This is a genomic window from Litoreibacter sp. (genome assembly GCF_039974535.1).
GTDB lineage: Bacteria > Pseudomonadota > Alphaproteobacteria > Rhodobacterales > Rhodobacteraceae > Litoreibacter.
This window is the reverse complement of the sequence record NZ_JBDWIU010000017.1, coordinates 1-25,838: the sequence shown is the minus strand read 5'-3', so window position 1 is coordinate 25,838 and position 25,838 is coordinate 1. Positions and strand designations below refer to the sequence as shown.

Here is a 25,838-nt window from a genome sequence, read left to right as displayed (position 1 = left end):
GGCAGTGTTTTTCGTTGAGACCCTGCGCCGCGCTTGGGAGGGCTCTATGAAACTTGGTTATATCGGAATGCCGAACGGGGACTCCCAGTTCAGAACGCATGAACATCTAGCACTCGCGGATCGTTTGAACTTCCATCTGGCCTATTTTCCTGAAACTTCACCTGAATACTTCGCCGCGCCGGAACGCAAACCGGCCAGCACGATGAAAATTGCGTTGGATGCCGCTGCATTTGGCCCGCTTAGCCCCAGCGAAATTGAAGAGGCCGTCCGTCTTGTCAGCGATAAACTAGGGGCACAATTGTCCCTTGGCATCCAGATGTCTAGCGCCACCTCCGACACCAAATCAAAGACCCGAGCGCAGGCGTTTGAAACACTCTTCTCCTATGACCCGCGCGTCGAACAACTCATCCCAGTATCCCATTTCCCGATGAAGCCGCCGCGCCCCGAAATCATCGGATTACCCGTAACCGGAGCCTCAAGTGAAGCGCGTCTCGCGGCGGCGCGCGGCTATTCGCCCATGACCCCAAGTTGGTTATCCGACAAGGATGTCGCAAGGGTTTGGCCTGCGATCGTCAATGGCGCGACATCTGCTGTTCGTCGGGCTCAGCCTTCACAGTGGCAGGTAAATCGCTTGATCATAGTGCATGACGATGACGCGACATTGAATGAATACGCCTATGGGGCTAACAGTCCCTATCGTCGCCACTTCGCGCGGCACGCCCAGCATGGATTGATCGATTCCGATGTTGATGCACACCTTAATCGGGTCGTCATCGCAGGCTCTGCCAACAAAGTGGCCGAGGAGATCTTGGAATTGCGTGAAGCCGTTGGTGAATTTGGCGCTCTTAACATCGTCGACCCAATTGGAACCGACCCGAATATGACCAAAGCAACAATGCTCCGCCTTGCGCAGGACGTGATGCCAATGATCGAGAAATCTTACGTCAGCCCACTCAAAAATCTGGAGAGAACATGAGCAACTACGAACCTTTCACCAAAATATCCGGCAAGGCTGATGGGCCGGCGCTTTTGCTGCTGAACTCGCTGGGGACAACCACCCAGATGTGGTCACCACAGCTTGCGATGTTGGAAAAGTTCTACAAGGTGATTCAAATTGATACTCGCGGGCACGGCCAAAGTGCGACGCCGCCTAGCCCCTATAGCTTCGATGACCTGATCGCAGATGCTTTTGGAGTATTGGACCGAAACGGAGTTGAGAAAGTAAGCGTGATGGGTTGCTCGCTTGGCAGTATGACCGCCCTAGGAATGGGTATTCATTCGCCAGAACGCATTGAGCGTATCGTGTGCACAGCGGCACGTGCCGATTCCCCCGCCCCCTTCCGCCAAAGTTGGGACGACCGAGTGGCCGTCATCAAAGAAAAGGGTGTCGCAGCCCTCTGGGACGGATCGCTTGGCAATTGGTTAACGCCTGCCTTCAAGGAAGCGAACCCAGATGCCGTAGCGACAATGAAGACGGAGTTCTTGAAAACAACCGACGACGGGTATCATGGCTGCGCAATGGCCCTGAAAGACCTCGATTTCCTCAAAGATCTTGGTGGCTTAGATGTGCCTATCTTATTTGTCGCCGGTTCCGAAGACAAAGGCGCCGCCCCTGACACCATGCGCGAAATGGACGCTAAGGCTAAGAACAGCGAGTTCACGGTGATCCCAGACGCGGGGCACATTGTTAACGTTAATCAACCCAAGGCGTTCTCCTTGGCGATTATGGATTTCTTGGGAATGACGGAAGCGCCGTAGCCTTCCGTTAATCCAATCCACGCAACGAACTATAGTCCACCATCACTGCATCTTTGTAGGCTTGCCGAGTTTTCAACTCGTCGTAATAGCGTTCAAGGTTGGGTAGTGGTGGGCGCTCAATCTCCAGTGTGAAGTAGCGATACAAAAACGAGCCAGTGGGGATATCTCCAAGCGACAGCTGATCCCCGAGGATAAATTTACGCCCACTAAGTGCCGCATCGAAAATTCGTAACGCGTTTGTTAATCCATCGAGCACGGCCTCGCGCGTGCTAGCCGAGCGTTGGCTGGGCGGCAGCTTAACGGTTTGGTGAAACAGTGCGATAGAGTTGGTGTAGACGTTGTTCTGAAACCACTCCATCCACATGTCCGCTTGTGCATCGGCGATCAACGTCTCATGGGCCAGGGCACTTTGGGCGTCATAAGCTCGCGCCAAGTACCTACAAATTGCGTTGGATTCCCAAAGCACCTGATCACCATCTACCAATGTCGGCACCCGCTTATTGGGGTTCATCGCGATGTACTCGGGATCATCCAAGCCACCAAAAGCCCCGCCCGCATCCATTCTTGAGCACTCAAGACCCAGTTCCTCAACGATCCACGCCACTTTCTGGACGTTGTAAGAGGTTGCGCGGCCCCATAATTTAAGCTTTGGCTTCATATTTTAGACATTTCTCTCTATAAATTTATCGAACGATAATATTTCTCTGTAGACAATATGCGAAGTCGGCTAAGATACAAGAAATTCGAAGCTTAAAAAGCGACACCATGACCGAGTCTAGCAATCAGGTTGAACAACTTTCGCTTCGCGCAGCGGACCCTAGACCCATGCGTGAAGCGTCGCGCAAGCGCGCAAGGGACATTGTCTCCGCCGCATCTGAGCATTTCTCAGAGGTCGGGTTTGGAGGCAGCACCCGCGAGATCGCAAAACGTGCAGGGATCACACAACCACTTCTGTACCGGTATTTCCCCACAAAGAACGATCTAATAGAGGCAGTTTACCGAACTGTGTATCTAGAGCGCTGGAATGCAGATTGGGATGCAAAACTAAAAGACCGATCACAAACAACACGGGATCGCTTTGAAGCGTTTTACCGCGAATATGTAGACGTAGCATTCACCCCTATCCCCCTGCGCCTGTCCTACTATGCAGGACTTCGCGACGCCGACATCAATCAGTGGTACAACCACCTCGTGGAAGAGCTAATCTTGAAGCAACTCGTTCGCGAGCACCGCGTCGAGTTGGGTCTACCGGACGAGGCCTACGTCGGAGCGGCCGAGTTAGAGCCCGCATGGCAAATCCACGGCGGGCTAATGCATTACGGCTGGCGTAAGCATGTTTTAAACCTCCGTGTGGCACCCGATGTCGAGCAGGTCATAGCCGACAATTTGGATATGTATTTCTGCATTGCTGAACGCATTTATGCGCGCGAGACCAAATAGAACCGTTTCTGATACGGGCCATGATTAGAACTGATTTCAAGTCATTGCACTGCACCAGTATCCTGGCGGCAAATCTCGGATCACTTATGTAAGGAACGATCATCATGAGCCAAAAATTGATGCCTGCGGCACCAGCCCCCGCACTCAAATTGCCACTCGTCGGTGGTGGGTCGTTCGACCTTGCGGATGAGACGCCAAAAAACTTCACAATGGTCTTGTTCTACCGCGGCTACCATTGCCCGGTCTGCAAGGGTTACCTCGGCGGATTGTCTGCACTTTTGTCAGATTTTGAGGCAGCAGGCTTCAATGTTGTCATCGCCTCGATGAACGACGAAGCATTGGCGACAAAAGCCGCTGAAGAATGGGACCTCGGCAATATACGCGTGGCTTACGGCTTGACCCTAGAGCAAGCAAAAGACTGGGGCTTGTGGGTCTCCAAAGCGTTCAAAGACGTTGAAGCTGAATTCTTCACCGAGCCCGGCCTGTTCTGGATCAAACCAGATGGGTCGCTCTATCTTGCTGATATTTCCAACATGCCGTGGGCACGCCCCGACCTTGGCAACCTACTGAGCAAGGTGCCTTACGCGCTGGAGCACGATTACCCACCACGCGGCACTTACGCGCTATAACAATCTGATTTCTCTGTTCGGAAAATTAACCGCCCCCTCCAAGGGGCGGTTTTTACAATTTTTGGGGCTCTCACTGCGCTAAATGGTAGGGGTACGCGACCTTCTATACCTCAGGTATCCGCGGAGGCATGATCTGGCACCGCTCCTTTGAAAGCGTCGGCCAAACGACACCCGCTTGCACCGCGCTCAGCATTGTCCCGAATGTTCTTTTGTTGACAAACACACCGACCCATCAATAGCACTTGCATGTAAACACTGCATAAAACAAGGATCCAGGTGACATACCACAAACCCACTGATTTAGCCTCGGCCCTCGATATTGTAGCTAGTGGCACGAGCAAAATTATCGCGGGTGGCACCGACATTTACCCTGCATTGAGGCAGGGCGAACAGCCCGAGTCCTATCTTGATGTAAAATGTATCGCGGGGTTTGCGGGGATTTCACTAGACCAAAATTCACTCCGAATTGGCGCGGCCACAACATGGGCCGATGTTATCAAAACGAACTTACCCCCCGCGTTTGATGCGCTGAAACAAGCCGCACAAACGGTGGGTAGCGTACAAATACAAAACGCCGCAACGATTGCCGGCAATATCTGCAACGCCTCCCCCGCAGCTGATGGCGTCCCGCCTCTTATGGCATTGAATGCACAAGTTGAGCTTTGCAGCGCCGAGCGCGGTTGCCGTGTATTGCCCCTTTCAGACTTCATTAAAGGCTCACGTCAAACGGCCCTCGCATCAGATGAATTGATCACAGCCGTTGTCATTCCCCCAATCGCGGATGAGGCAAGGTCAGCCTTTGAAAAACTGGGCAGCCGCAAATATCTTGTAATCTCAATCTCCATGGTTGCTGCGGTTATCACATGCGATGCGAGCGGCCTGATAACCGATGCACGGATTTCAGTTGGCTCTTGCTCACCCGTGGCGATGCGTTTGCCCCAGCTCGAAAAGGATGTGATCGGCAAACGCGCGGAGGAGGTTAAGGTAGCCGCAGACCATCTATCCCGTTTATCACCTATAACTGATGTTCGTGGCAGTCGGGCATATCGCCTTGATGTCGTCGCAACCCAGTGTGAACGCGCCATTCGAAGGGCCTGTGCATGACCAACAACACGAGTCCTACGACATTCAAACTTGATGGTCGGTTGGTCCAGATAACCCCCACCGCTGGTAAGCGTTTGTCGCAGGTGCTGCGTGAAGACCTTGGCGCGCGCGATGTGAAGGTAGGCTGTAATGCTGGCGATTGCGGTGCCTGCACCGTTTTGATCGATGGCGCTCCCGTTTGCGCATGCCTGACCCCTGCTCAACAGGTGGAGGGGCGCCGCGTCGAGACGTTGGCTGGTCTGTACACGACCGACAGCACCACACAGGAACTGGCCGAACGATTTCAAGATATGGGTGCCGCGCAATGTGGAATTTGCACTCCCGGCATGATGGTCTCTGCGGTTGCCTTGCTACGCAAGAATCCCACACCCAGCGAAAGAGACGTGCAAGATGCCCTTGGTGGGGTGCTGTGTCGCTGCACTGGATACCGCAAAATCATTGATGCCGTGATGGCCGCGCCAGCGGTCGCACGAAATGCACAGGGCAACGTTGGTGACCCTATCCGGCATGTAGACGCGTTGAGTAAGGTATCAGGGGCACAAGCTTTTGGCGATGATGTCGCTCCTGCTGGCACACTCGAGATTTTCGTCATTCGGTCACCCTTTGCGCGCGCTCGTTTTGAGCTTGGTGACACAGATACATTCATTACTGCGCAGGATGGGCTTGAGGCCGTTCTCACCGCCGCAGACATCAAAGGCCGTAACCTGTTTGGCGTTATCCCCCAGTTTGTCGACCAACCCGTATTTGCAGAAAACGAGGTACGCTTTCGCGGTGAAGCCGTCGCCGCAATCATAGGCACGCCTGCAGCCGTTCAGGCCTTTAATCCTGCGAATTTCCCTGTCAGTTGGATCGAACTTCCTGCTGTGACGAATATCACCTCGGCCCAGTCTCCCGACGCGGACCAACTCCATGAAGGCCGCCCCGACAATGTCATGTGTGGTGGTTTCGTGGCTTGCGGCGACCCTGAAACCGCGCTTGCCAAGGCGGACGTCATCGTTGAGGGGCATTTCCAAAGTGGGTTTGTTGAACATGCATATATTGAACCTGAAGCGGGGTTTGCCCAGCTCGTAAACGGGCGTGTTGAAATCCACGCATGCACTCAAGCGCCTGTTATGGATCTAGATGCGCTTGAAGAAATTCTAGGCATGGACCGCGACCAAATTCGGATTATTCCCACCGCGGTCGGCGGTGGGTTTGGGGCAAAGCTCGACATCTCGGTTCAGCCATACTTGGCGCTCGCAGCAATAAAAACAGGCCAACCTGTACGGCTGAATTACACACGCACGGAGTCGATGCAAAGCTCTACGAAACGTCATCCATCAGACATTCACCTAAAGATAGGGGCGACCAAAGAAGGTAAGATCAACGGGTTTAACTTCTATGGAGAGTTCGACACAGGTGCCTATGCCAGCTGGGGTCCAACGGTGGCCACCCGCGTCCCAATACATGCATCTGGTCCGTATAACATCGCGGATTACCGCGCGGAATCCAGAGGCATTCACACCAACAACCCACCTGCTGGTGCATTCCGAGGGTTCGGCGTGCCCCAATCAGCGATTGCGCAGGAATGTCTATTCGACGAGCTGGCCGCAAAGCTAGGTATCGACCCGCTCGATTTCCGGATCACCAATGCGTTGCAAAACAACGCACCCACGGTTTGTGGACAGGTTTTCACCCAAGGTGTCGGTATCACGTCCTGCTTCGAGGCGCTGCGTCCCGCATGGAACAGCGAAAGGCAAGCCGCCGCCGACTTTAACGCCACGCAGACAACCCGCAAGCGCGGGGTTGGGCTTGCCGGCGGCTGGTACGGATCCGGCAATACATCTCAACCCAATCCTTCGACGATCAAATCCGGCATTCTTGCGGACGGCACGATCCTGCTACACCAAGGGGCCACGGATATTGGCCAAGGGGCCAACACAGTCATCACACAGATCTTTGCAACGGCCTTGGGCGTCCCCGTCAGCGCAGTCACACTTGTGGGGCCGGATACAGATGTCACCCCCGATGCAGGTAAAACCTCTGCTTCGCGTCAAACTTACGTATCAGGCAACGCGGCACGTCTATCCGGTGAGGCTTTGAGAGCCTCTATTTTAGAACGTGTGAATGCTGACGGTGATGCAGAACTGAGCTTTGATGACGGGACGGTTCGCGCAACCGATAAGAGCAGCACCCATGAGCTGGCATTGAGCGGTCTATCCTCCGATGCAGACGCGTTCATTTTCCGCGCCGAAGAAACCTATGATCCGCCGACAAAACCACTTGATGAAACCGGTCAGGGCGAACCTTACGCCCAATTCGGTTATGCCGCACATTTGGTTGTTGTCGAAGTGGACATGGAGCTTGGCACCGTCAAGCCGATCAAATTTGTAGCGGCTCATGATGTTGGCAAGGCCATCAATCCGATGTTGGTTGAGGGCCAGGTTCACGGCGGCATTGCACAGGGTATTGGAATGGCGCTGATGGAAGAATACATTCCCGGGCGCACCGAGAATTTGCATGATTATTTGATCCCAACGATTGGGGACATCCCCCCTATCGAGACATTGATCATCGAAGAACCCGATGCCCATGGCCCGTATGGTGCCAAAGGATTAGGCGAACATGTTTTGGTCCCGACCGCTCCGTCTATTCTAAACGCGATCCACAACGCCATTGGTGTGCGCATCTTGAAGGTTCCGGCAACACCTGCACGTGTGCGCGCCGCCATAAAGGCAAAGACAGAAGATGGCCTGCGGTGACTTAATGCTCCCAATCGTTGGGTTGGGAGGATCGGGTCGATATTGTGCTGTAAGGGCAAGCAATATACACACTTTCCATGGCTACAGACACTACGACCTCCGAAGATATCGACTACAGCCTAGAAGAGCAGGTTGGCTTCATGTTGCGCATAGCAAGTCAGCGCCATGCAGCAATTTTTCAATCGAATATCGTTGGAAAACTAACTCCTACACAGTTCAGTACACTCATACGTCTGGCAGAGGTTGGACGCGCATCCCAAAACCACTTGGGGCGCCTTGCCGCGATGGATGTTGCCACCATCAAAGGTGTTGTTGATCGGCTAAGAGCGAAGGGTTTAATACAGTCAACTCCGGACCTAGTGGACAAACGCCGATCTATTATTACGCTGTCTGAAAAGGGTGCAGCTTTTGTGAATGATCTCAAGCAGGCTGGCCTGCACATCACCGAAAAGACGCTCGCTCCATTAAGTGCAAAAGAGCAGACGACCTTTCTAAAGCTGTTACGAAAAATGTCGTAGGGCGGCTACACGCCTAGATACCGGCTTAGCTTTGCAGGATTTTCTCGCAGGGCGGCGGCAGTCGTTGTTTCCATATCTTTTCCGCCCTCAATGAAAGTCACCCTGTCGGCAATCGACAGCACGGCGTCGACCCGTTGCTCAACAAGGACAATCGCAAACCCTTCAGCCTTCATCTTAACAATTATCTGGCGAATGTGCTCGATCATGGAGGGCTGCAACCCTTCGGTTGGCTCATCCAGCAACAACACCTTGGGCCGAAGGCTAAGCGCGCGTGCCGTCGCAAGCATCTGCTGCTCGCCTCCAGACAGAGTGTGTGCCCGTTGATCAAGGCGTTCGCGCAAACGGGGGAATAGATCGAGCACCCACGCGCGCGTATCGCCACCTTGTCCCCCCGCAATCAAGCCCATCTCGATGTTTTCGGCCACGGTAAATTCAGCAAACAACCTGCGCCCTTGCGGAATATAGCCAACCCCACGTTTGGGAACCATATGCGCGGGAAGTGCGCTTAAGTTCTCACCGTCCAGCTCCACCGATCCTTCGGTTGCGGGCAGTAACCCCATGATGGATTTCATCGTTGTGGTCTTACCGGCTCCGTTGCGCCCCAGTAGGCATAAAATCTCACCCCGCTGCACCGATAACGATAAGCCAAATAGAACTTTAACCGGCCCATAGCCTGCGTGTAGGTTTTTGACTTCAAGCATCAATATCAGTCCCAAGATATGCAGCCTGAACGGCGGGATTATTGTGGATATCGTCAGGGGTTCCTTCGGCAAGAACCATCCCTTGGTCGAGAACCGTGATGTAGTCGGCAGTCTCTTGGACAACTTTCATATTATGTTCGATCAAAAGAATTGTGGTCTGGCCTGCAAGCGACCCGATCAACTCAATGAAGTCCGCCACTTCCGTCTCCGCCAAGCCTTGTGTCGGTTCATCAAGGATGAAGACTTTTGGATCTTGCGCCAGACCCATTGCGATTTCCAAAATGCGTTGATGCCCATAGCTCAGGTCGCCCGCGATCTGCTGCGAGCGATCCGCAATGCCTACACGCTCTAAGACTTCGCGAACCTTGTTATCAAGCATCTCAGGCTTCGCCGCTAACGTTCGGCCTCCCGCAAGGGCTACATTCTCATAGACACTGAGACCGCGAAAAATCGAGGTGATTTGGAACGTATAAGCCAGCCCAAGCTGAATACGTTTATGTGCAGGCAACGCAGATATATCCTGCCCCTCAAAGAACACCTGCCCACGGGTGGCTTCGGTCCGGCCACTGATCATACCAACGAGCGTACTTTTGCCCGCACCATTTGGCCCGATCAAAGCGGTGACCTTGCCTCGTGCGAGGGTGAAGTCGACGTCCGTGTTCGCAACCAAGCCACTATAGATCTTGGTCAGCCCCTTCGTTTCAAGGATATTTACGGCAACCATGGCATCACCTTCGAGCGCAGAACCCCAGCCAAACCCCTAGGCGCGAAGACCGTCAGAACGATTAGGACCACACCAGCAATCAACATGTAAGCGTTGGTGTACGCGCTGGACGCATCAATCAGGTAGAACATGAAGAATACGCCAATCAATGGGCCAATCGTTGTGCCAGCGCCGCCCAACAAAACCCACAACAGGGGAAGGATCGAGTATTGAACAGAAGCAAACGTCGCTCCAACATACCCGAACAACAAAGCGTAGCTTGCGCCCGCAATGCCAGACACTATCGCGGAAATAATGAGCGCCTGAAGTTTGTATCGCCCAACATCATACCCCAACATTTGCGCGCGCTCTTCGTTCTCACGGATGGCAACCAAACGCTTCCCGAACGGGGTTTGGACCAAGCGAGCCAATGCCAAAAAGCAAGCTGCGAATAAGGCAAATGCGGTGAAGTAGCGCCCTGCCTCCGAGGTGACATCAAACCCAAACAACAATCGATCCGCCTGTTGCAAGACGAAGCCTTCGTCGCCGCGCGTGTATTCGCCAAAATAGAGCACGACCAAATATGTGGTTTGCGCGAACATCAACGTCACGATCATGAACGCGACACCAGCGGTGCGTAGTGCCAAAAATCCGACGACAAGCCCAAGGAGCCCCGCAGAAACGATCGCGCTTACAAACGCCAGCGGCACGGGTGCGCCGAACAATTTAATGACAAGCCCAAAGCCATACATGCCGGCGGCAAAAAACATCGCATGCCCGAGGCTCAGAAGCCCCGTGTAGCCAAACAAAAGATTGAACCCCATCGCGTAGATCGCCAACACCATGATCCGCGAAAGCGCACCCACGTGGTAAATCGGGAGGACGAAGAACAGCGCAAACAAGATCGCAAGTACACCAAGATGAAGCGCAACCGGCTTACGGGAAAGCGTCATGCTCCTTTCCTCCCCATCAGTCCTTGTGGGCGGAATACCAGCACCATGGCCACAACAAGCGTCGCGATGATTTTGGCCAATGTGGGGGAGAAAAAGACCGAGATTATCCCGTCGCTCATCCCGATTAAAACAGCCGCGACCACGGTGCCCGGCAGACTTCCCAAGCCGCCAATAATCACCACGATAAAGGCCAGCAACAACGGGTCAGCGCCCATCAAGTAATGCGCCTGCTGAATAGGTACGACCAGAACCGCACCAAGTGCGGCAAGTGCGGCACCCAACCCAAAGACGCATGAATAAACCAACCCAACCGGCACTCCGAACGCCTGCGCGGTTTCGCTATCTTGCTGGGTGGCTCGCATGATCAGGCCGATCTTGGTTCGGGTCAGGAACAGCCACAACGCAATGAGAACAACAATCGCGGCAAAGATCACAAACAACTTGTAGCTGGTTATGCTCAAACCCCACGGCCAGACCATCGCAAAACCATTTTCGCCAAATTCGAACCATGGCAATGACAGGCGATGATTGAAAGGGGCCTCCACCGGACGGGCCTCGGGGCCGAACGTCATCAGTGTTGTTTGCTGGATCACAAACAGCATGCCAATGGTGCCCACAATCGTGCGGTCAGGGTCGTAGTTGATCCGTTTCAAGATCAGCCAGTCCGCCGATGCCGCCAAGGCCCCCACCACCAAAGGTGCCACAATCACGGCCGCTGCGAAGCCTAATGCGGGATGCCCCCCAATCAACGAGGTCACGAACCACGCCATTACAGCGCCCAGCATGAAGAATTCGCCGTGTGCCACGTTCACAACGCGCATAACGCCGAAAACAATGCTCAGACCCATGGCCGTAAGCACAAGTATGGCTGCGATGACCGCACCCTCTAGGGTGGCGAGCATCAGATGCGGGCCAAAATCCATTTTGCTATCCCTACTTCTCATATGGTCTGACCGAGCAACGCCCAGTCAGACCATATCCTATCAGGATTTAGAAGGACTGCGTTGTGTAATCGACTTCGTCTTCGTACATGCCGTCTTCGATCGACGTGGTGTGCTCAACTGCCAATTTCCCATCCGTGACCTTTGATATGTACTGGCAACCAAAGGTTTGGTGCGTTTTTCCGTTGAAGCGCTTCGCACCCTGCGGATGATCCTCAGATGCAGGCATATCGGTCATGGCCTCAACAGCCTCGATGAGCTTGGCGCGATCTTGCGGCCCTTGATAATCTGCAGTCTCCATACCGGCCTTGATGATGTTCAAAGTTTCCCAGCAACCAAACATATGTGCGTAGGTTGAAACATCAGCCGGATCATCAAGCGACGCGCCGCGATCATCAACGCCAACAGCGGCGCGGTAGTTCTTTTCAAAGTCCGCCTGGTTGTCCTGCGCGTGGCGCGGCATGCCCTCCCAGAAATACGTACCCTCAAGAAACTCCAAACCGGTGCTATTGATATCAACCGCCTCGAGGCTGTCGATGAAGCCAAATATTTCAGGACGGTTCGGGCCGAAGAACTCACCAAGCTCCTTCACGAAGGTCAAAACTGCCGGACCAACCATCACGTGATAGATAACCTCTGTCTCGCGCGGGATTTGTGGGAAGTAGCGGGTGAACGTTGTCTCGGTAGGTGGGATGGCGATATGAGCGACCACTTCGCCACCTTGCGCCTCAATCGCTTTGGTGAAGAAATCGCGGTGGTCGTGGCCGAACGCGAAGTCAGGGAAAATCATGGTGACCTTCTTACCCAGGTTATTCGCTACAAACGGCGCCATAGATTGCACCTGACTTTTCACATCCGTAATGCCCGGCTGTAGGGTATACCGGTTCAACATGCCGCTGGCGACGTGGTGACCTTCGGAGACAACAAAATACGGCAGCTTCAATTCGCCTGCACGTGGAGCCGAGCCTATTACAACGTGACTGAACAAAGTCCCGAATGCGACGTCTACTTCATGCTGATTGGCAAATTTCTCCAGCACTTCCGCGCCGCGACTGGGGTCTGTGCCGTCATCTTCCGTGACAACTTCAACGGGCCGACCATTGATGCCGCCGTTGTCATTGATGCGTTTTACTGCGGCGGCTGTTGTTGCGTCATACCAACGGCCATATGCAGCCCCGATACCCGTCGCGTGTTTCTGAAACCCGATCTTAATAGGGGCGGAGCTTTGCGTTTGCGCAAACCCCATGGATCCCGGCAGCGCACCTGCTGTAGCAAACGCCCCTACACCTGCGCCCAATCCAAGCAGCGTAGAACGACGGCTAATTTTCGTCGAATTCTTAAGATCGTTAGTCATATTCGTACTCCATGTAGTGATGCGGTATTGTTCGCACAGCTCTTCGCAAGAACAATTATGTGTATGCGAATGAAATTTCTACTGCTTTTTCGTCCTCATGCCCCTCTTGGGCTTGCCAGCAACCACAGCCCGAAAATCGTATACGCGATCATAAGACCTGTTAGGCCGACCTGAACGAGTACTACATCTTTGGGCTGACGACATAGCTTATGGGCTATGTGGTGCGCCATAAGAATCGATACGACATGTGAAAACACAACAACACCCGCTTGGGTTAACCATATTGTTTTCACCGTTTCTGGCAGGCTCAGAAACCCAACTGTCGCTTTGACTGCCCCTAGACCAAACAGGTTCCACCCCTGCACAAACGGGTCAGAGGCGGTCGAAAGCGTGACCTTTATTTGAACCATGAAGGTCACCAAGTAGTGCGCGAAATGGTAACCCAACCCAATTGGCAGCAACGTCACAGCGAACATCCGAAACGCATGACTTAATGGGATGGCATCGGACTGACTGCGTCTATGGACGATCTTGAGGCCAATCCAAATCGACATGCCAAACAGCATAAACAGCAATATGGTCGCGCCAATCAATCCTACCGTCGATGACCACACAACGGCAGATCGTCCCGGGAACTCAAGCGGATTAATGCCAAGTTTCGCCAACCACCAGAACGTCTCATTCACACCGTCAAAGCTACCTCCGGTGAGGATAACAAGACAAAAGACAGCGCGGCTCAGCTCCAAAGGAATATCCTTCAGGGCGGCCCATCCCGGAAACCCTATGCGCAACTGATCGCCAGCTTGGTAAGGTCGCAACGACCCAATGAGGCGGAACATGACGGTGAAACACTCCACGCGCTCCAACCAAACCCGCCGTCCGAACACCTCAATCCCAATTAGGGAAATCGCCCAGTAACCCAGCACGATATACCCCAGCCGTTGCGGATCACTCGGTGCAACATCCGCGAGTAGGAACAGTTGAAATAGTATCAACACCACCACTGCGGGCCACGCTGCCAACCGGTCTGGCAGCTTAAGAACGGGGTCCTCTCCCAATCCGAAAACACTGGCGATGCCTGTCCAAGGGTTAACCCACCTCCAGATATCGAACACCAACCCTTGCGTAACGAACACACCGGCCCACCAAACAGTCCAGATCGTTAACGGGAGTAAATTGCTTTGTGGATCCGTTGGGCCCAGAAGGCCAATCAAGATGAGCAGCAACAAAAACAAAGTCGCCCCAACAGATGTCAGTCTACTCGCGGTGATCGCCCACCCCGCCCTCTCGATGCCCAACGACACGCCGCAAAACAGCTTCGATAGCAATTGGCGCGGCAGGCAGGTGACAAGAACAATCGATGCAATCACGGTTAACGTTCCGGCAGCCGCATATGCGTCTGTGGGCAGCAACAAGACAAGCCCCTGCTCCGATGCATGAGCATTGGCTGATCCAGCCACTAACGCAGCACAGGCCAAAAGAATATAAAAACGGGGGTTTAACTCAGGCTGCATATCGTTAGCTTACACATGAATTTTACCAAAGAGGCAAGCCGATGAACAAACGAGTATTAGGTTTGGCGCTTCTCGCCATCATCGTCTCCGGCGCTTTCATACTCGGCACTGACCGAAATACAGATGTAACGGTTTTAAACGCCCGAGGCATCCCTCTAAACGACGATAATACCCGCTTTATGGTGACCTTTGAACTCCAAAACGACGGTCCAGCCAAAACAGTGACAGGACTGCATTCGGCATCCGCGAATATGGTTCACTTTATGAACCCTGGCTACGGTGACACACCACTTGTGATCCCCGCGAACAGCAATGGAATATTCGCTATGGACGGGGCACATGTGATGGTTATGGGGACCAATAGCGCCATTGCGGAAGGCGCATCCCTGCCCCTAACCCTCGAATTTGCTGATGCACCGGAGGTAACGGCTCGCGTTCTCAATGTAGGCCGCGAGACAGGTATGAACCACGACATGAGCAACGGCGTCCAGTCGGAGCAAAATCCGACAATCACGCTCACTGCATTGAGCGGGTTTAGCGCTGACGGCGGTGAAATCTCCATCGCGGTTGAGAACTTTACTTTTGTTCGGGCGGAGAATGACGCCCCCCATGTCCCAAATCATGGTCACGCCCACATCTATCTAAACGGCCTCAAGCTTGGGCGCTTATATGATACGGCCTTCTCATTGGGCCCAATCCTTCCTGGTGCATATGAGTTGGTCGTCTCGCTTAATTCTAACACCCACCAACCCTACATGAATGGTGATGTCCCCGTGCAAAGCGCACTTTCATTCACAATCTCAAAGTAAACCGGCGAATGCACGGCACCCTGAGCACCTTCCCCTTCTAAGCCACCCAAAATAATGCTACTGATTCACAGTGAAATTGCCGTAAAAAGATTCTGATTCAATGGCTTAAATAGATTTAGCCTCCCTCTAAAATTCAGTTGGGGATATCAGATGACCAAGTATGAAAGGTCGGGTGTGATTGCGTCCACTATTCCCCTATTCTTAGGCCATTGGATGGTACATTTTGCCGGCCAAATGAGTCTTTCATCACCTAACTTCCCGCACCCTCCACAGTGGTTAAGGTAAGTAATTCAAGGTGCTATCAAACTTCAGCCCAGTTCTTGCAACAAAGCCGAAGGGAAGCTCAACACCTCTGGCGTTTAAAGGCGTTACCCAATATGAGAACTGCTAAATACAGATTGAACGAAAGTAGACGTAGATGATTGACCGTTCTGAAAACAATAGTTTGATACAACGCATAAAATCATCCGGCTCATTTGACCAAGCATGGTATCTGGAACGGTATCCAGATGTCGCCCAAAGCGGATTGGGAGCAGTCGAACACTATCTGCGCATCGGATCTTGGTTGGGTCGCGAACCCAACGCCACATTTGATTCCAGTCTCTACCTGCGAGAAAATCCAGAGATCAGTGGGAAGGACATTGTGCCCTTCATCCATTCGATCATCAAGGATGACCCAAGCTACGCGTTAAATGCCGCCTCTGAAGAAACAGTGACCGAAAACGGTCCTGTTGATCCTGTGGCCTATAATGTCATGCAAATAGATCAGGCTTATTATCATCTACACAATCCAGACATAGGTATTTCTGGTGTAAGTGTCCAAAAGCACTTTGATAATTACGGCTATATGGAAATGCGCAATCCGCGCGCTGACTTTGACATGTGGTGGTACACTCAAAACTACCTCTTGGGTACGCCAGATAGTGATGCCAATGCACTGGCACATTACAACCAAGTCGGGGCAGGACTTGGGCATCTACCACACCCTCCTCTACCAGTTGCTTTTGATGCGTCCCATTCCCGTCCATTGCCAAACGCCCCTCGCAGAATCTGTTTGTTTGCGGCGTACGATGCCGACGGGATCGTTGACGACTATGTCTTGGCGTATTTGCGAGACATGTCAAAATTCGCGGACATATATTACCTTGCAGACGGGCCTATGCAGGACACCGAACTTGCTAAGCTAGACGGCTTGGTCAAAGGTGCTTGGGGTCAACGGCACGGAAAATATGACTTCGGATCATGGTCTATTTTGGCGCGCGACCTAGTCGGTTGGGATGTTATCGAGACCTACGATGAGACTATATTTGCCAACGACAGCTGCTATCTGGTCCATTCACTAGAGGACACCTTCAACACGATGGCAGAACGCCCCTGTGCATGGTGGGGATTGCAAGCCACCAAAGGGCTTATTTCGACCAATCATCAGAACAAGATTGCTGAAGACCAGCCACTGACGATTGAGGATATAAAGAGCACGCATCTAGACCTGTTCGAAACCGATCCTACCTACGACTTTCATGTTGGTTCCTACTTCTTGGCCTTCCGTAAGGACGTGATCAACGACGCCGGCTTCCGTCGCGTAATGGATAACGTAGGTGAAGAAACCAATAAATTACGGATTATTCGCAAATACGAAATCGGGATCACACGTTTTCTGATTGGGAATGGATACGAATTCGACACGCTGGTCAGCACAGTAACGAAACAACATCCTATTTTCACCGAACGTGCTTTTGATCTGATCGACGAAGGCTTCCCTTTGCTCAAGCGGTACTTTCTGACCGAAAATCACTATAAAATTGAAGGCTTGGCGCAATGGAAAATGCGGGTAAAGCGAGCCAATCCGGACGTAGATGTCGCCATGTTCGAAAAAAACTTATATCGGGTCGGAAACGCTACCAAGCTATATAATAATTTTCACATTGCTCAGAATCCGATCTTGTCCCGCCCGCCGCGCAGCCACGCGGTTATGCGCTCCGAAGACTTGGCAACACCAAAATATGACCATTGGTGGGCCTTTCCGGTTTGCAGCTATAGCCATCTTTTTTCCGACAATACCCGCGCTGTGTTCGAACGCGTCAAGAATGATCCTACGATCAAAAAAATCATCCTGACTCGTAACAACCATATAGACGTTGACGGCGTTAATGTCGTGGTGGCTCCGCTGCACAGCTATGAAGGTCAAAGCTACCTACTACGCTCGCGCCAGGTGTTCTTGCGCCACGGGGTAGACGCCAACGTGGGGTATCCCCTCTCCAGTGAAGAACATAACTTCTACAACCTTTGGCATGGCATCCCGCTAAAGCGGATCGGGTATACATCACTGGACAGAGCGCATGACCTAGAGGGGCTTGCCGCGGAAAGCAAACGATTGAAATCTGTCATATCATCTTCAGATGTAGATCGTCTTGCGATGGCTGCGGCTTATTGGCCACTGACATACCATGACATTTGGGTCACTGGCCTGCCCCGCCACGATTTTATCTTGGCCAATGAGGCCGATCTTCCGTCAGATTTCCACAAAAGATACGATCATCTGGCAAACCAGCTAAACGGTCGTAAGTTTGTCTTGTTCGCGCCTACCTTTCGGGCAAATCAAGAAGACGGCTATTACCAGTTTACCGATGACGAAGTGCAGCAACTTGCCGATTGGCTCACGCGCAACAATATGGTCATGGGCATTCGTGAACATATGGCTGACACGACACGCCTATACAGTTCACAACTTCAGGGCAGTTGTTTCATTGATGTATCAGAGCGGCATTTTCCAGACATCGAACTGCTCTACCGGCACGCAGATATGCTGCTGACCGACTATTCCAGTTGTTTCATTGATTTCATGCTCACCGGCCGACCTATGGCCAGCTTCGCGTTCGATCAAGATAGCTATGTGCACACCCAGCGAGGATTGTTCTACGATCAGGAAATGGTCTTTCCTGGACCTGTTTGCACAAATTTCAACGACCTGATGATCGGGCTGGAGAAGCTGCTGATAACTCCAACATCAGAAGAGCAGGCCGCTTATGAATCGAAAGTTGATTTTTTCCATAAGTTCCGCGACGACCACAATTCCGACCGTGTCATTGAAAAGGTAAAAGAGACTTACAAAGGATCAAAAACACTGTGGGCAGAGCAGACTCTGCACACCCCTGATGAGCCGCGATCAATCACCTTTGTTTACTCAGGCAACAATAACATCACAAATCGTTACCGCATCTTCAATGTAATCGAACATCTTCGCGACATGGAATGGAGCTGCAGGATTGTAACCGAAGAGGCGCTGTCCCCAGCAATGCTCAAAGACGCAAGCGCTCTATTCATTTGCCGTATTCCAATGACAGAAACGCTACGTGACTTGTGCGAAACCTATCATACATTAGGCGGTAAAATAATCTTTGATATAGACGATTTGATCCATGATATGGATGCCTTCAGTCAGTCTGAGTATTTCCGCATGAGACCCGAATTTGCAAGCGATTTCAAAGTACTATCGAGACGCACACAGCAGATGATCGATATGGCAGATCTGGTGACAGTCACCACGCCTTCCCTCGCTAAAAGTTTGAATGATCCGGCTAAGCAGGTAGAGGTAATTCCCAACTCAATTTCAACAACCTTGATGAAAAAATACGGTGGCGTCCCGCATGCCGCCGACGCATCGGGTAAGGTGCGCATTTGTTATCTGTCTGGCACAGCCACCCATTCCGAAGACTTCGAGCAATGCCGCGCAGGGCTAGCGCGCGTCTTGGAGCGCCACCCACAGGCTGAACTACACATCGTAGGCCGCATGGACATAAACGAGACAAAGGCAGGACATTCGGAGCTGAACATCGATTTTGTGCGTCATGATCTGATGCCCTACGATGCGATGCATGATTTCCTCGCAGGTATGGATATCAACCTTGCTCCGCTAGCACCAAGTTACTTCAACGACTGCAAAAGCGAGTTGAAGATCTTTGAAGCCGCCCTACACAGCGTGCCGACGATCGCATCAGCCACCAACAGTTATGCAGCGGCAATCAAAGATAGCCATAATGGTTTGCTCGCACAAACAACGGCGGAGTGGGAAGCTGCTTTGGAGAAACTCATCAGTGATCCCAAGCTACGCAGTAAAATCGGGCGAGCAGCGTTTTCTGAAATCACACCAAAATTTGCAGCCAAGAAATCTGCACGCCAGCTGGCAAGTACTGTTGGTGAAATGCTGTATCGGTCGTATCGGCATCGCCAATGATGTTTTAAACAAACCGGGTGCGGAGATCTTCCGCGCCCGCCAATCATTTCGATGTCTAATACCTGCGGCACACTGATTGCTGCGCCATCATTTTGGCGCACAGGTATGGCCTCATCTATTTCCGTATTTTGTTAACTGCCCAACGCATGGGAGCGGTCACACGCCAGGATGTGCTATGCAATATCTCTGCGTAGTTACGCGCAGCGTTTTCATACTGGTATATTTCACCACGCAAGGCCGCATGGGCGGCCTGCTCCCGCTCCAACGCGTCTTCAGCCTCCAAAAGCGCAGATGTTAACATCCCAATTTCACGGGTCTGCTCAGCCTGTCTGGTTTCACTGCCCTCTAAAGATGGGGTACGTGGCGCTTCATCTACATCCGACATATTCATTCTCTTATTAGCTGGTAACGACATCCATAGTCTTACCTCAACAATTACCGATACCTATATCTCGTGATCAAGCCACAATCAAATTGGCCGGCGACAAGTTTTCTCCGAAATGCGAAATAACAGCAGCATCGCGGGAAGTGCAAAGGTCTGGGTTATGAGAAATAACTGACTATTCCAGCAATTCCACATCATACCGTCGCATCATTTTGTCCACGCTCGCCAACGTCATCCCCTCAAGGTTCGCTTGGGCGATGAGCATTCTATCAAACGGGTCGCCGTGATGTAGGGGCAATGAAGACGCCGCTTTTGCGTGGGCCCAACTGATCGGCAACTGCCGGCACCCCGATTGAACGGCCACATCGAACAGGTTCTCAGGCACATCCAACTTACCAAGCGCGGTCTTTATCCCAACCTCCCAAACGCTTGCCGCAGACACATATATATCTGCCTCCGCCAATGCTTCGCGATGAAGTTTTGGCAGGGACGGGTCATCTGCCAGCGCCCAAAGTAGTATATGCGTATCCAGCAGCAGTTTCACGTATCGGATCCAAACATCGAGGCGACCTCTGCATCACCGCTATTCATGTCCGGCACCTCAAACTTACCAGCCATCGCCCCTATCAGCGGCGTCTTCGCGGCGGCATCCACAGCCACAACACGCGCCACCGCACGCCCGTAACGGGTCAGCTCTATGTCCTCGCCTGCTTCTGCGCGGCGGATGATTTCGGCGAACTGAGCCTTAGCTTCTGCAATTGCAATTTTCACAAGACGCACTCCATTGACGTTATGACCAACATATAGGTCATAAAAACGAATTTTTCAATGCAAATCTGCACCTCACTCCGTCACGAACACCTGAGTGATCCCCTCGTCCACTGTTTGGCACACGTTTAACAGACGAACGGTGAAGTGGGATTGCACGTAAGCCGCGTGGAACCGGCTGGGGGCGACGAGCGTTAAGCGCCCCCCTACCCTCTCGCCGGACTTTAACGCGTGGAACCAGCTCCCGTAGTTCGCGGCGTCCTCTTGATGCAATATGGCACGGGCCAGATCCCACGTAGACCCGTTCCCCGAAACAGGCGTTGGCACGACACCCCGCACTGGCAACGGGACCACCTCCGCTCCCTGTGTTGGCGCAGGGTCACCTTGCATGCGTTGGTTATAGTCTGGACCCACCTTGGCCCAGTCCTCACGACTGTCCTCCAGCATCCGTTCAAAATTCATCGAATATTCGGACACCCGGCCCCGCGCTCCCTGACGCTTGATCACAAGCCAGCCCATGCCACGTAGTTTGGCCATCTCGCGCTTCACGGTACGTTCGTCCACTGACCACATGCGAGCAATTTCGCGCTGACCAACGGCCAGTTCGTCCCGCTGCCAATTATATCGCGCGGTGATAAGTGTCAGCAGTCGAAGCACCAACCGATGGTCATGCTTTCCTCGCGCCAAGGCATAGGTGCCCAGTGCAGTGATAATATCGTATTTACGTGTGGCGGCCTGACGCCCCACAGCTTTCGGAGAATGCATGATTACCCTCGAAGTTGCACCGATCGTGTTAGATGGATGCCTGCCTGCTCTGTTTGAACTTATAGTGGTTCTGTCGTCGGGATTCGTATTTGGCAACGCCTTTCCCGATCTGTCTCTGGTTTGCGTCCTTTAACCCGATTCTGTCAAGTCTTGCTTTCGAAAATGGACATCTTCAAACCTAACTCAAAAGATTAAAAAGGTATTATAGGTATAGGGGGCCATACAGGCTGTCCCCTATTGTGTCAGTTTTGTCCCCCAATATGCAGTGAACGTCAACATCATGTCCCCCAATATTTGGTCCCCTGCCCTACCAAATGCGCAATAGGCGTTGGTCGACTTAGAATCAGATTGGTTCAACGCTGCATAATGTTTTGGCGAAGAACGCTGATTTCTCTAAAAATGATAATTAGGCTTTCCAAAGAAGGCAAATTAGACGTAAATCAGGAAATAATGATAAAAAGCGTCTCGGTGGGTGAAAAGGTTCCCCGCGGGGAACCACCTATTGGGATCGACATATGTTCAACCACTCCGATTTAGCGAAGCTTCAGGCGCAATCGTTGAAGATGCAGGGCTTCATTCGGCAGCAAACCTACTCCCCTGAGATGGAGAAAACCCTTCGCCGGTTCTCCAGTTGGGAGGTCGCGGAGCTTATCTTCAAGATGAACCCTTCTACGCTGCGCGGTAAACTCGCGGCTGACCCGTCCTTGCCAGAAGGGCTCGTGGAGGAAGACGGTCGTCAGCGTTGGTACACGCTGGAAGAGATCAATGAGCTGCGCCGCAAGATCAAAGTGAAGGGCAAGACGCTGATGCCGAAGCGACCTGCCGGAAAGCGCGCCATTCGCGCAGCGATAGCCAACTTCAAAGGCGGTGCCGGTAAGTCCACCGTCGCCCTGCACTTCGCTCATGCGGCGGCTCTGGATGGTTACCGAGTTCTATGTGTGGACTTCGATCCGCAAGCCACACTTAGCCACTCTATGGGGTTGTCCGACGTCGCCGAGGAATTCACCGTCTGGGGTATCATGGCCCGCGATCTGATCCGTGAGACGGAGCGGATGAACAACGCATCTGCCGGTGCGGAAAGTGGCACTACCCTGCCCCGCCGCTCATTACCTGCCGCGGTGACAGGGATGGGGCTCAATGATCTGCGGGTTTCGGATTTCATCAAGCCCACTAGCTGGCCGTCAATTGATGTGGTGCCGTCTTGCGCCAATGCGGCGTTCGTAGAGTTCGCTTCCGCACAGTATCGCCACCTCAATCCAGAGTGGTCGTTTTTTGCGGCTGTTGATCGCTACTTAGACCAGCTTCCAGATGATGCCTACGACATGATCATCTTCGACTGCCCGCCGGCTATTGGCTACCAAAGCATGAATGCGGTCTTCGCGGCGGATGTGCTTTATATCCCATCGGGTCCTGGCTATTGGGAATACGATTCAACAACGAGCTTCATTGGCCAGCTCTCGGAAGCACTGGAAGATCTCGGCCGCTTCAGAGGGCGTCTGCCGGGCGGCGGCGATGTCGACAAAGCCTTCCTGGATCTTAAGTTCCTGCTGACTCGTTTCGAGGCCAACAACGATTTGCACCGCGCGATGCAGTCAGCATTTGGTCAGGTCTTTAAGTCACATGTGGCAGAGCACCCGATCGAGATGACCCGCGCCGTGGAGCAATCTGGACGGTTCCTATCGTCGGTCTACGAGATCGATTACCGACAAATGACCCGCGAAACGTGGCGCCGTGCTCGGGCGTCGTTTGATCGGGCTTATGATGAATTTCGCGACACGCTGACGGATGCGTGGGAAAAACTGGAGGATTGATAGATGGCTAAGAAGCGTAGCGTTTTCGATATCAATTTCGAAGCTGACGACGAAGCGGAAACAGAAAGGTTCCCCGCGGGGAACCCTGAGTTGGAAACCAAGTCCTTCAATGTGCAGGGGCATCCGTTGCAAAATGAAGGGGGCTCCACGCGTCGCGGTCCGATGGCGAGTGCGATCACTGAGGCCGCTGACGCGACGTCTGAGCGTGCAACGGCAGAGGCCGCCATTCGCGCCGAGAACGATGCATTGGCGCATGAGCATGTTCGGCTGAAGAAGATGGGCTTGATCACAGACTTGATCGACACATCGTCTGTAGTGATCACAAAACTGACACGGGACCGATCTGCCAACGTAGACCCTGAATTGCAGGAGTTAAAAGACTCTATACAGGCAGTTGGGCTCTCAAATTCCATTCGCGTAGAGCAGACCGATGACGGCTATGAGCTGATCCAAGGCTTCCGCAGATTGGCGGCTTTCAAAGAACTGGCGGCGGAAACTGGGGACGCGCGATACAAGAAAATCCCCGCCGCGTTGGTTCCCCGCGGGGAACCTTTGGCCGATCTCTATCGCAAGATGGTGGACGAAAACTTGGTCCGTAAAGACATCTCATTTGGTGAGATGGCGCAGTTGGCTTTGTCCTACGCGCAGGATGAGGGGATAGAGTCAGGCAAAGCGGTCTCCATTCTCTATGCGTCGGCGTTGAAGCAAAAGCGCAGCTACATCCGTCAATTTGCGCGTGTGCTAGATGCGTTGGGAAATTCTGTCCGCCATCCCGAAGCAATCCCGCGTTCGTTGGGGACGGAACTCTATAAGGTCATAGAAGCGGAAGAGGGCAGGGGGGCTGCGATCGCATCCGAGTTGTCTGCTGTTCCCAACCGTGACGCCGCCTCGGAGGCGAAGGTGTTGCGGTCTGCTTTGGAACTATCTGAAGCGTCGAAACCTGTTCCGCCAAAATCGGTGGCGAAAACGTCCCTAAGGTTGGCACGGCCGGAAGGCGAGGCTCGTGTGACTGCGCAAGACGGCAAGGTGGAGCTGCGATTGCATCGGGATTTCTCGTCCATTAGCCAAGCAAGATTGCAGGAAGCTATTGAAGCGTTTTTGGATGCGCTTGACTGACGTGACTTAGCCGCAACCCTGACCAAAGAAGGTTGGCTGCGCATCTATTACATGCACGGCCAGCAGCCAAGCGGTTGCATAGATGTGTATATTGCACATTTACAACATCGGCAGAATGTCACTTCGGAGATGTGCGTATGCATCAGACGCTGAGGTCGAAAATCATCTAAGCTATTGCTTTGATCAATTGCGTGACGCCATGCAAATCGATGAAAGGTTTGGGCGTCTTGCGAACGACCCACGCGAAATCCAGCATGAGGGTGCCTGAATCGGACAGCTGGAAATCTGCCCCACCACAGCACCTGATCGCCGCCAGAGCGTCCACGCGCGACTAAATTTGACGGCGACAACGAAGCGAACATACGGCCCTACTTTCTGCGTACCTTTGCGCCGGAACAAGACGACCGCAGCTGCAATTATATCTGGGGCATCATTTCTGATGAGGAAATTCACCAAATTGATCTAGCCCTGACCGAAAAGATCTGGGACTACCTTGTAGATGTCGGCGATGATGCTGACGGCCCACAATTGCCGCACCGCGTTGGACAGTGTCGTCGAGCGTTCTAATATACAAGGCGGACAACTGACCTCGTATGAGTGAGGCGGTGAAGCCTAAAATATGGTGTGCTGCACATCTCTTATGTGGTGATACGAAAGCTATGCCACGGCTTCTGTTTCGAGGCTTTCGTAGTTTCTCAGATGCCGCAGGCTGCTGAAGGCCGCAGCCAAGAAAGATAGCGCGAAGGCTGTAGACACCAGCGCAAGACCTGCTTGGGGCGTCGTTGCCCCGACAAATGCACCTTCGATCAGAGCGGACAGGGGGTGTACCCCGTAGATTGCAGTCTGGATGACGGCATTAACGCGTGCCGGCATAGGGCTCGGTGATACAGCTTGCCGGACTGAATTTTGCGCAATCAGCCACATAGATGGGCCAAAGCGATGATAAAGAAGGCGACGCATGTCGAGAGGAGAGGCTTCTGTACCGGAACCAGATAAAGGAGCACCGTTATCATATCTGCTCTCGTGTTGATCTTGAGGAACAGCAATATGATTGTGAGTTCATTCTATTGACCTGAAAAATGCGGTTAAGCGCGATGCAGGAACCGGTAAAGTCGGCGCAAAATTACCGCTCGCGGCATGAGCCACGAATGTCCGCTCTGACGGTTCGTCTGAAAGACGATGTCGATTGAGCCTCATAGGGCTTGTTGGTTTCCTTTGATCGCGGGTGAGGGTTTGGGAGCGAGCCAGCTATACAGTATAATGGAGTGTTCTGTTTGAGAGGGCAGGGGGCTTCCTCCGACTCGTATTGTTTGTGAGTCGTGCGGTTTTGGTGATTCATGCCGCTTGTTTTGCTAGATTTAGTGGTTTGGATGTTGGCGGGGTGTATTTGGGCTGTGTTTTGGTTGGTTTTGGGTTTGGTAGATGTGTGTTGATTGTTATGATTAATGGAAAGTTTAAGCGTTAAGTCTTTGTTTTTATGGGGATTGAGTGCGGTGCAGCAAAAAACTTTGGCTTTCTTGAAAAAAGGTGTTGCGGGCACGGGGCAGTAGGCCTAGAACCCACTTCACCGGCAGCGAGACACGCTACGCCGGGG

General features: G+C 52.8%; 24 protein-coding genes. 12 read left to right on the top strand and 12 right to left on the bottom strand.

All coding sequences use genetic code 11. The features are described 5' to 3' along the window. Positions 1-46 precede the first annotated feature (46 nt). Complete coding sequence (locus ABJN86_RS17085) at positions 47-976, top strand: hypothetical protein (RefSeq protein ID WP_348377773.1); 930 nt, start codon at positions 47-49, stop codon at positions 974-976. Beyond that, positions 973-1,758: an alpha/beta fold hydrolase gene (locus ABJN86_RS17080; RefSeq protein ID WP_348377772.1), complete on the top strand. Its 786-nt coding sequence runs from the start codon at positions 973-975 to the stop codon at positions 1,756-1,758. Before ABJN86_RS17085 ends, ABJN86_RS17080 begins: the two co-directional genes overlap by 4 nt. A 7-nt stretch (positions 1,759-1,765) precedes the next feature. Here ABJN86_RS17080 and ABJN86_RS17075 read toward each other — a convergent pair whose 3' ends face one another. Then, positions 1,766-2,416 (bottom strand): glutathione S-transferase N-terminal domain-containing protein, encoded by a 651-nt coding sequence (locus ABJN86_RS17075; RefSeq protein WP_348377771.1) that lies wholly within the window; start codon positions 2,414-2,416, stop codon positions 1,766-1,768. Positions 2,417-2,523: 107 nt separating this feature from the next. Between ABJN86_RS17075 and ABJN86_RS17070 the strand changes: the two genes are divergently transcribed. The 5 genes from ABJN86_RS17070 to ABJN86_RS17050 all read left to right on the top strand — a co-directional run bounded on the left by ABJN86_RS17070 (position 2,524) and on the right by ABJN86_RS17050 (position 8,190). After that, positions 2,524-3,198 carry a TetR/AcrR family transcriptional regulator gene (locus tag ABJN86_RS17070; RefSeq protein ID WP_348377770.1) on the top strand — a complete coding sequence of 225 codons (675 nt, stop codon included), beginning with the start codon at positions 2,524-2,526 and terminating at the stop codon, positions 3,196-3,198. Between the two features lie 104 nt (positions 3,199-3,302). Beyond that, positions 3,303-3,827, top strand: a complete 525-nt coding sequence (locus ABJN86_RS17065; RefSeq protein ID WP_348377768.1) for a peroxiredoxin-like family protein — start codon at positions 3,303-3,305, stop codon at positions 3,825-3,827. Between the two features lie 276 nt (positions 3,828-4,103). After that, positions 4,104-4,931: an FAD binding domain-containing protein gene (locus ABJN86_RS17060; protein ID WP_348377767.1), complete on the top strand. Its 828-nt coding sequence runs from the start codon at positions 4,104-4,106 to the stop codon at positions 4,929-4,931. Then, a complete protein-coding gene (locus ABJN86_RS17055) occupies positions 4,928-7,672 on the top strand; it encodes a molybdopterin cofactor-binding domain-containing protein (RefSeq protein ID WP_348377766.1) in 2,745 nt (914 codons plus the stop codon). Before ABJN86_RS17060 ends, ABJN86_RS17055 begins: the two co-directional genes overlap by 4 nt. 77 nt (positions 7,673-7,749) lie before the next feature. Further along, the gene (locus ABJN86_RS17050) at positions 7,750-8,190 is read left to right on the top strand and encodes a MarR family transcriptional regulator (protein WP_348377764.1); all 441 of its coding nucleotides are present in this window, start codon (positions 7,750-7,752) and stop codon (positions 8,188-8,190) included. Between the two features lie 5 nt (positions 8,191-8,195). Here the strand turns inward: ABJN86_RS17050 and ABJN86_RS17045 are convergent, their stop codons facing one another. The 6 genes from ABJN86_RS17045 to ABJN86_RS17020 all read right to left on the bottom strand — a co-directional run bounded on the left by ABJN86_RS17045 (position 8,196) and on the right by ABJN86_RS17020 (position 14,257). Beyond that, a complete protein-coding gene (locus tag ABJN86_RS17045; protein ID WP_348377763.1) occupies positions 8,196-8,891 on the bottom strand; it encodes an ABC transporter ATP-binding protein in 696 nt (231 codons plus the stop codon). After that, positions 8,884-9,615, bottom strand: coding sequence for an ABC transporter ATP-binding protein (locus ABJN86_RS17040; RefSeq protein ID WP_348377762.1), 732 nt, complete (start codon positions 9,613-9,615; stop codon positions 8,884-8,886). The genes ABJN86_RS17045 and ABJN86_RS17040 overlap by 8 nt, the downstream gene beginning before the upstream one ends. Next, the gene (locus ABJN86_RS17035) at positions 9,603-10,547 is read right to left on the bottom strand and encodes a branched-chain amino acid ABC transporter permease (protein WP_348377760.1); all 945 of its coding nucleotides are present in this window, start codon (positions 10,545-10,547) and stop codon (positions 9,603-9,605) included. The genes ABJN86_RS17040 and ABJN86_RS17035 overlap by 13 nt, the downstream gene beginning before the upstream one ends. Continuing rightward, entirely contained in the window at positions 10,544-11,470 is a 927-nt protein-coding gene (locus tag ABJN86_RS17030; RefSeq protein WP_348377759.1) for a branched-chain amino acid ABC transporter permease, read from the bottom strand. The genes ABJN86_RS17035 and ABJN86_RS17030 overlap by 4 nt, the downstream gene beginning before the upstream one ends. Before the next feature lie 67 nt (positions 11,471-11,537). Then, a complete protein-coding gene (locus ABJN86_RS17025) occupies positions 11,538-12,842 on the bottom strand; it encodes an ABC transporter substrate-binding protein (RefSeq protein WP_348377758.1) in 1,305 nt (434 codons plus the stop codon). A 95-nt stretch (positions 12,843-12,937) separates the two neighbouring features. Continuing rightward, entirely contained in the window at positions 12,938-14,257 is a 1,320-nt protein-coding gene (locus ABJN86_RS17020) for a hypothetical protein (protein WP_348377756.1), read from the bottom strand. Positions 14,258-14,397: 140 nt separating this feature from the next. On the opposite strand from ABJN86_RS17020, the gene ABJN86_RS17015 reads away from it, so the two are divergent. Next, a complete protein-coding gene (locus ABJN86_RS17015; RefSeq protein ID WP_348377755.1) occupies positions 14,398-15,165 on the top strand; it encodes a copper chaperone PCu(A)C in 768 nt (255 codons plus the stop codon). 418 nt (positions 15,166-15,583) lie between these two features. Further along, complete coding sequence (locus ABJN86_RS17010) at positions 15,584-19,399, top strand: CDP-glycerol glycerophosphotransferase family protein (RefSeq protein ID WP_348377754.1); 3,816 nt, start codon at positions 15,584-15,586, stop codon at positions 19,397-19,399. Between the two features lie 115 nt (positions 19,400-19,514). Here ABJN86_RS17010 and ABJN86_RS17005 read toward each other — a convergent pair whose 3' ends face one another. The 4 genes from ABJN86_RS17005 to ABJN86_RS16990 all read right to left on the bottom strand — a co-directional run bounded on the left by ABJN86_RS17005 (position 19,515) and on the right by ABJN86_RS16990 (position 21,317). Further along, positions 19,515-19,784 carry a hypothetical protein gene (locus ABJN86_RS17005; protein WP_348377753.1) on the bottom strand — a complete coding sequence of 90 codons (270 nt, stop codon included), beginning with the start codon at positions 19,782-19,784 and terminating at the stop codon, positions 19,515-19,517. A gap of 175 nt (positions 19,785-19,959) precedes the next feature. Beyond that, a complete protein-coding gene (locus ABJN86_RS17000; RefSeq protein ID WP_348377752.1) occupies positions 19,960-20,328 on the bottom strand; it encodes a type II toxin-antitoxin system VapC family toxin in 369 nt (122 codons plus the stop codon). Further along, entirely contained in the window at positions 20,325-20,555 is a 231-nt protein-coding gene (locus tag ABJN86_RS16995; RefSeq protein ID WP_348377751.1) for a type II toxin-antitoxin system prevent-host-death family antitoxin, read from the bottom strand. Before ABJN86_RS16995 ends, ABJN86_RS17000 begins: the two co-directional genes overlap by 4 nt. Before the next feature lie 72 nt (positions 20,556-20,627). Continuing rightward, positions 20,628-21,317 (bottom strand): DnaA N-terminal domain-containing protein, encoded by a 690-nt coding sequence (locus tag ABJN86_RS16990; protein ID WP_348377750.1) that lies wholly within the window; start codon positions 21,315-21,317, stop codon positions 20,628-20,630. Here ABJN86_RS16990 and ABJN86_RS16985 point away from each other — a divergent pair. The 3 genes from ABJN86_RS16985 to ABJN86_RS16975 all read left to right on the top strand — a co-directional run bounded on the left by ABJN86_RS16985 (position 21,316) and on the right by ABJN86_RS16975 (position 24,244). Beyond that, positions 21,316-21,450, top strand: a complete 135-nt coding sequence (locus ABJN86_RS16985; protein WP_348377749.1) for a hypothetical protein — start codon at positions 21,316-21,318, stop codon at positions 21,448-21,450. The genes ABJN86_RS16990 and ABJN86_RS16985 overlap by 2 nt on opposite strands. 382 nt (positions 21,451-21,832) lie before the next feature. Beyond that, a complete protein-coding gene (locus ABJN86_RS16980) occupies positions 21,833-23,128 on the top strand; it encodes an AAA family ATPase (RefSeq protein WP_348377748.1) in 1,296 nt (431 codons plus the stop codon). A 3-nt stretch (positions 23,129-23,131) separates the two neighbouring features. Continuing rightward, the gene (locus tag ABJN86_RS16975; RefSeq protein WP_348377747.1) at positions 23,132-24,244 is read left to right on the top strand and encodes a ParB N-terminal domain-containing protein; all 1,113 of its coding nucleotides are present in this window, start codon (positions 23,132-23,134) and stop codon (positions 24,242-24,244) included. Positions 24,245-24,901: 657 nt separating this feature from the next. Here the strand turns inward: ABJN86_RS16975 and ABJN86_RS16970 are convergent. Next, positions 24,902-25,117, bottom strand: coding sequence for a hypothetical protein (locus ABJN86_RS16970; RefSeq protein WP_348377746.1), 216 nt, complete (start codon positions 25,115-25,117; stop codon positions 24,902-24,904). Positions 25,118-25,838: the final 721 nt, after the last annotated feature.

Excerpts from the sequence above, each read along its gene's own strand:
- ABJN86_RS17085 (WP_348377773.1), top strand. The coding sequence starts at position 47 with ATGAAACTTGGTTATATCGGAATGCCGAACGGGGACTCCCAGTTCAGA.
- ABJN86_RS17080 (WP_348377772.1), top strand. The coding sequence starts at position 973 with ATGAGCAACTACGAACCTTTCACCAAAATATCCGGCAAGGCTGATGGG.
- ABJN86_RS17075 (WP_348377771.1), bottom strand. The coding sequence starts at position 2,416 with ATGAAGCCAAAGCTTAAATTATGGGGCCGCGCAACCTCTTACAACGTC.
- ABJN86_RS17070 (WP_348377770.1), top strand. The coding sequence starts at position 2,524 with ATGACCGAGTCTAGCAATCAGGTTGAACAACTTTCGCTTCGCGCAGCG.
- ABJN86_RS17065 (WP_348377768.1), top strand. The coding sequence starts at position 3,303 with ATGAGCCAAAAATTGATGCCTGCGGCACCAGCCCCCGCACTCAAATTG.
- ABJN86_RS17055 (WP_348377766.1), top strand. The coding sequence starts at position 4,928 with ATGACCAACAACACGAGTCCTACGACATTCAAACTTGATGGTCGGTTG.
- ABJN86_RS17050 (WP_348377764.1), top strand. The coding sequence starts at position 7,750 with ATGGCTACAGACACTACGACCTCCGAAGATATCGACTACAGCCTAGAA.
- ABJN86_RS17045 (WP_348377763.1), bottom strand. The coding sequence starts at position 8,891 with ATGCTTGAAGTCAAAAACCTACACGCAGGCTATGGGCCGGTTAAAGTT.
- ABJN86_RS17040 (WP_348377762.1), bottom strand. The coding sequence starts at position 9,615 with ATGGTTGCCGTAAATATCCTTGAAACGAAGGGGCTGACCAAGATCTAT.
- ABJN86_RS17035 (WP_348377760.1), bottom strand. The coding sequence starts at position 10,547 with ATGACGCTTTCCCGTAAGCCGGTTGCGCTTCATCTTGGTGTACTTGCG.
- ABJN86_RS17030 (WP_348377759.1), bottom strand. The coding sequence starts at position 11,470 with ATGGATTTTGGCCCGCATCTGATGCTCGCCACCCTAGAGGGTGCGGTC.
- ABJN86_RS17025 (WP_348377758.1), bottom strand. The coding sequence starts at position 12,842 with ATGACTAACGATCTTAAGAATTCGACGAAAATTAGCCGTCGTTCTACG.
- ABJN86_RS17015 (WP_348377755.1), top strand. The coding sequence starts at position 14,398 with ATGAACAAACGAGTATTAGGTTTGGCGCTTCTCGCCATCATCGTCTCC.
- ABJN86_RS17010 (WP_348377754.1), top strand. The coding sequence starts at position 15,584 with ATGATTGACCGTTCTGAAAACAATAGTTTGATACAACGCATAAAATCA.
- ABJN86_RS17005 (WP_348377753.1), bottom strand. The coding sequence starts at position 19,784 with ATGTCGGATGTAGATGAAGCGCCACGTACCCCATCTTTAGAGGGCAGT.
- ABJN86_RS16985 (WP_348377749.1), top strand. The coding sequence starts at position 21,316 with ATGATTACCCTCGAAGTTGCACCGATCGTGTTAGATGGATGCCTGCCT.
- ABJN86_RS16990 (WP_348377750.1), bottom strand. The coding sequence starts at position 21,317 with ATGCATTCTCCGAAAGCTGTGGGGCGTCAGGCCGCCACACGTAAATAC.
- ABJN86_RS16980 (WP_348377748.1), top strand. The coding sequence starts at position 21,833 with ATGTTCAACCACTCCGATTTAGCGAAGCTTCAGGCGCAATCGTTGAAG.
- ABJN86_RS16975 (WP_348377747.1), top strand. The coding sequence starts at position 23,132 with ATGGCTAAGAAGCGTAGCGTTTTCGATATCAATTTCGAAGCTGACGAC.
- ABJN86_RS16970 (WP_348377746.1), bottom strand. The coding sequence starts at position 25,117 with ATGCCGGCACGCGTTAATGCCGTCATCCAGACTGCAATCTACGGGGTA.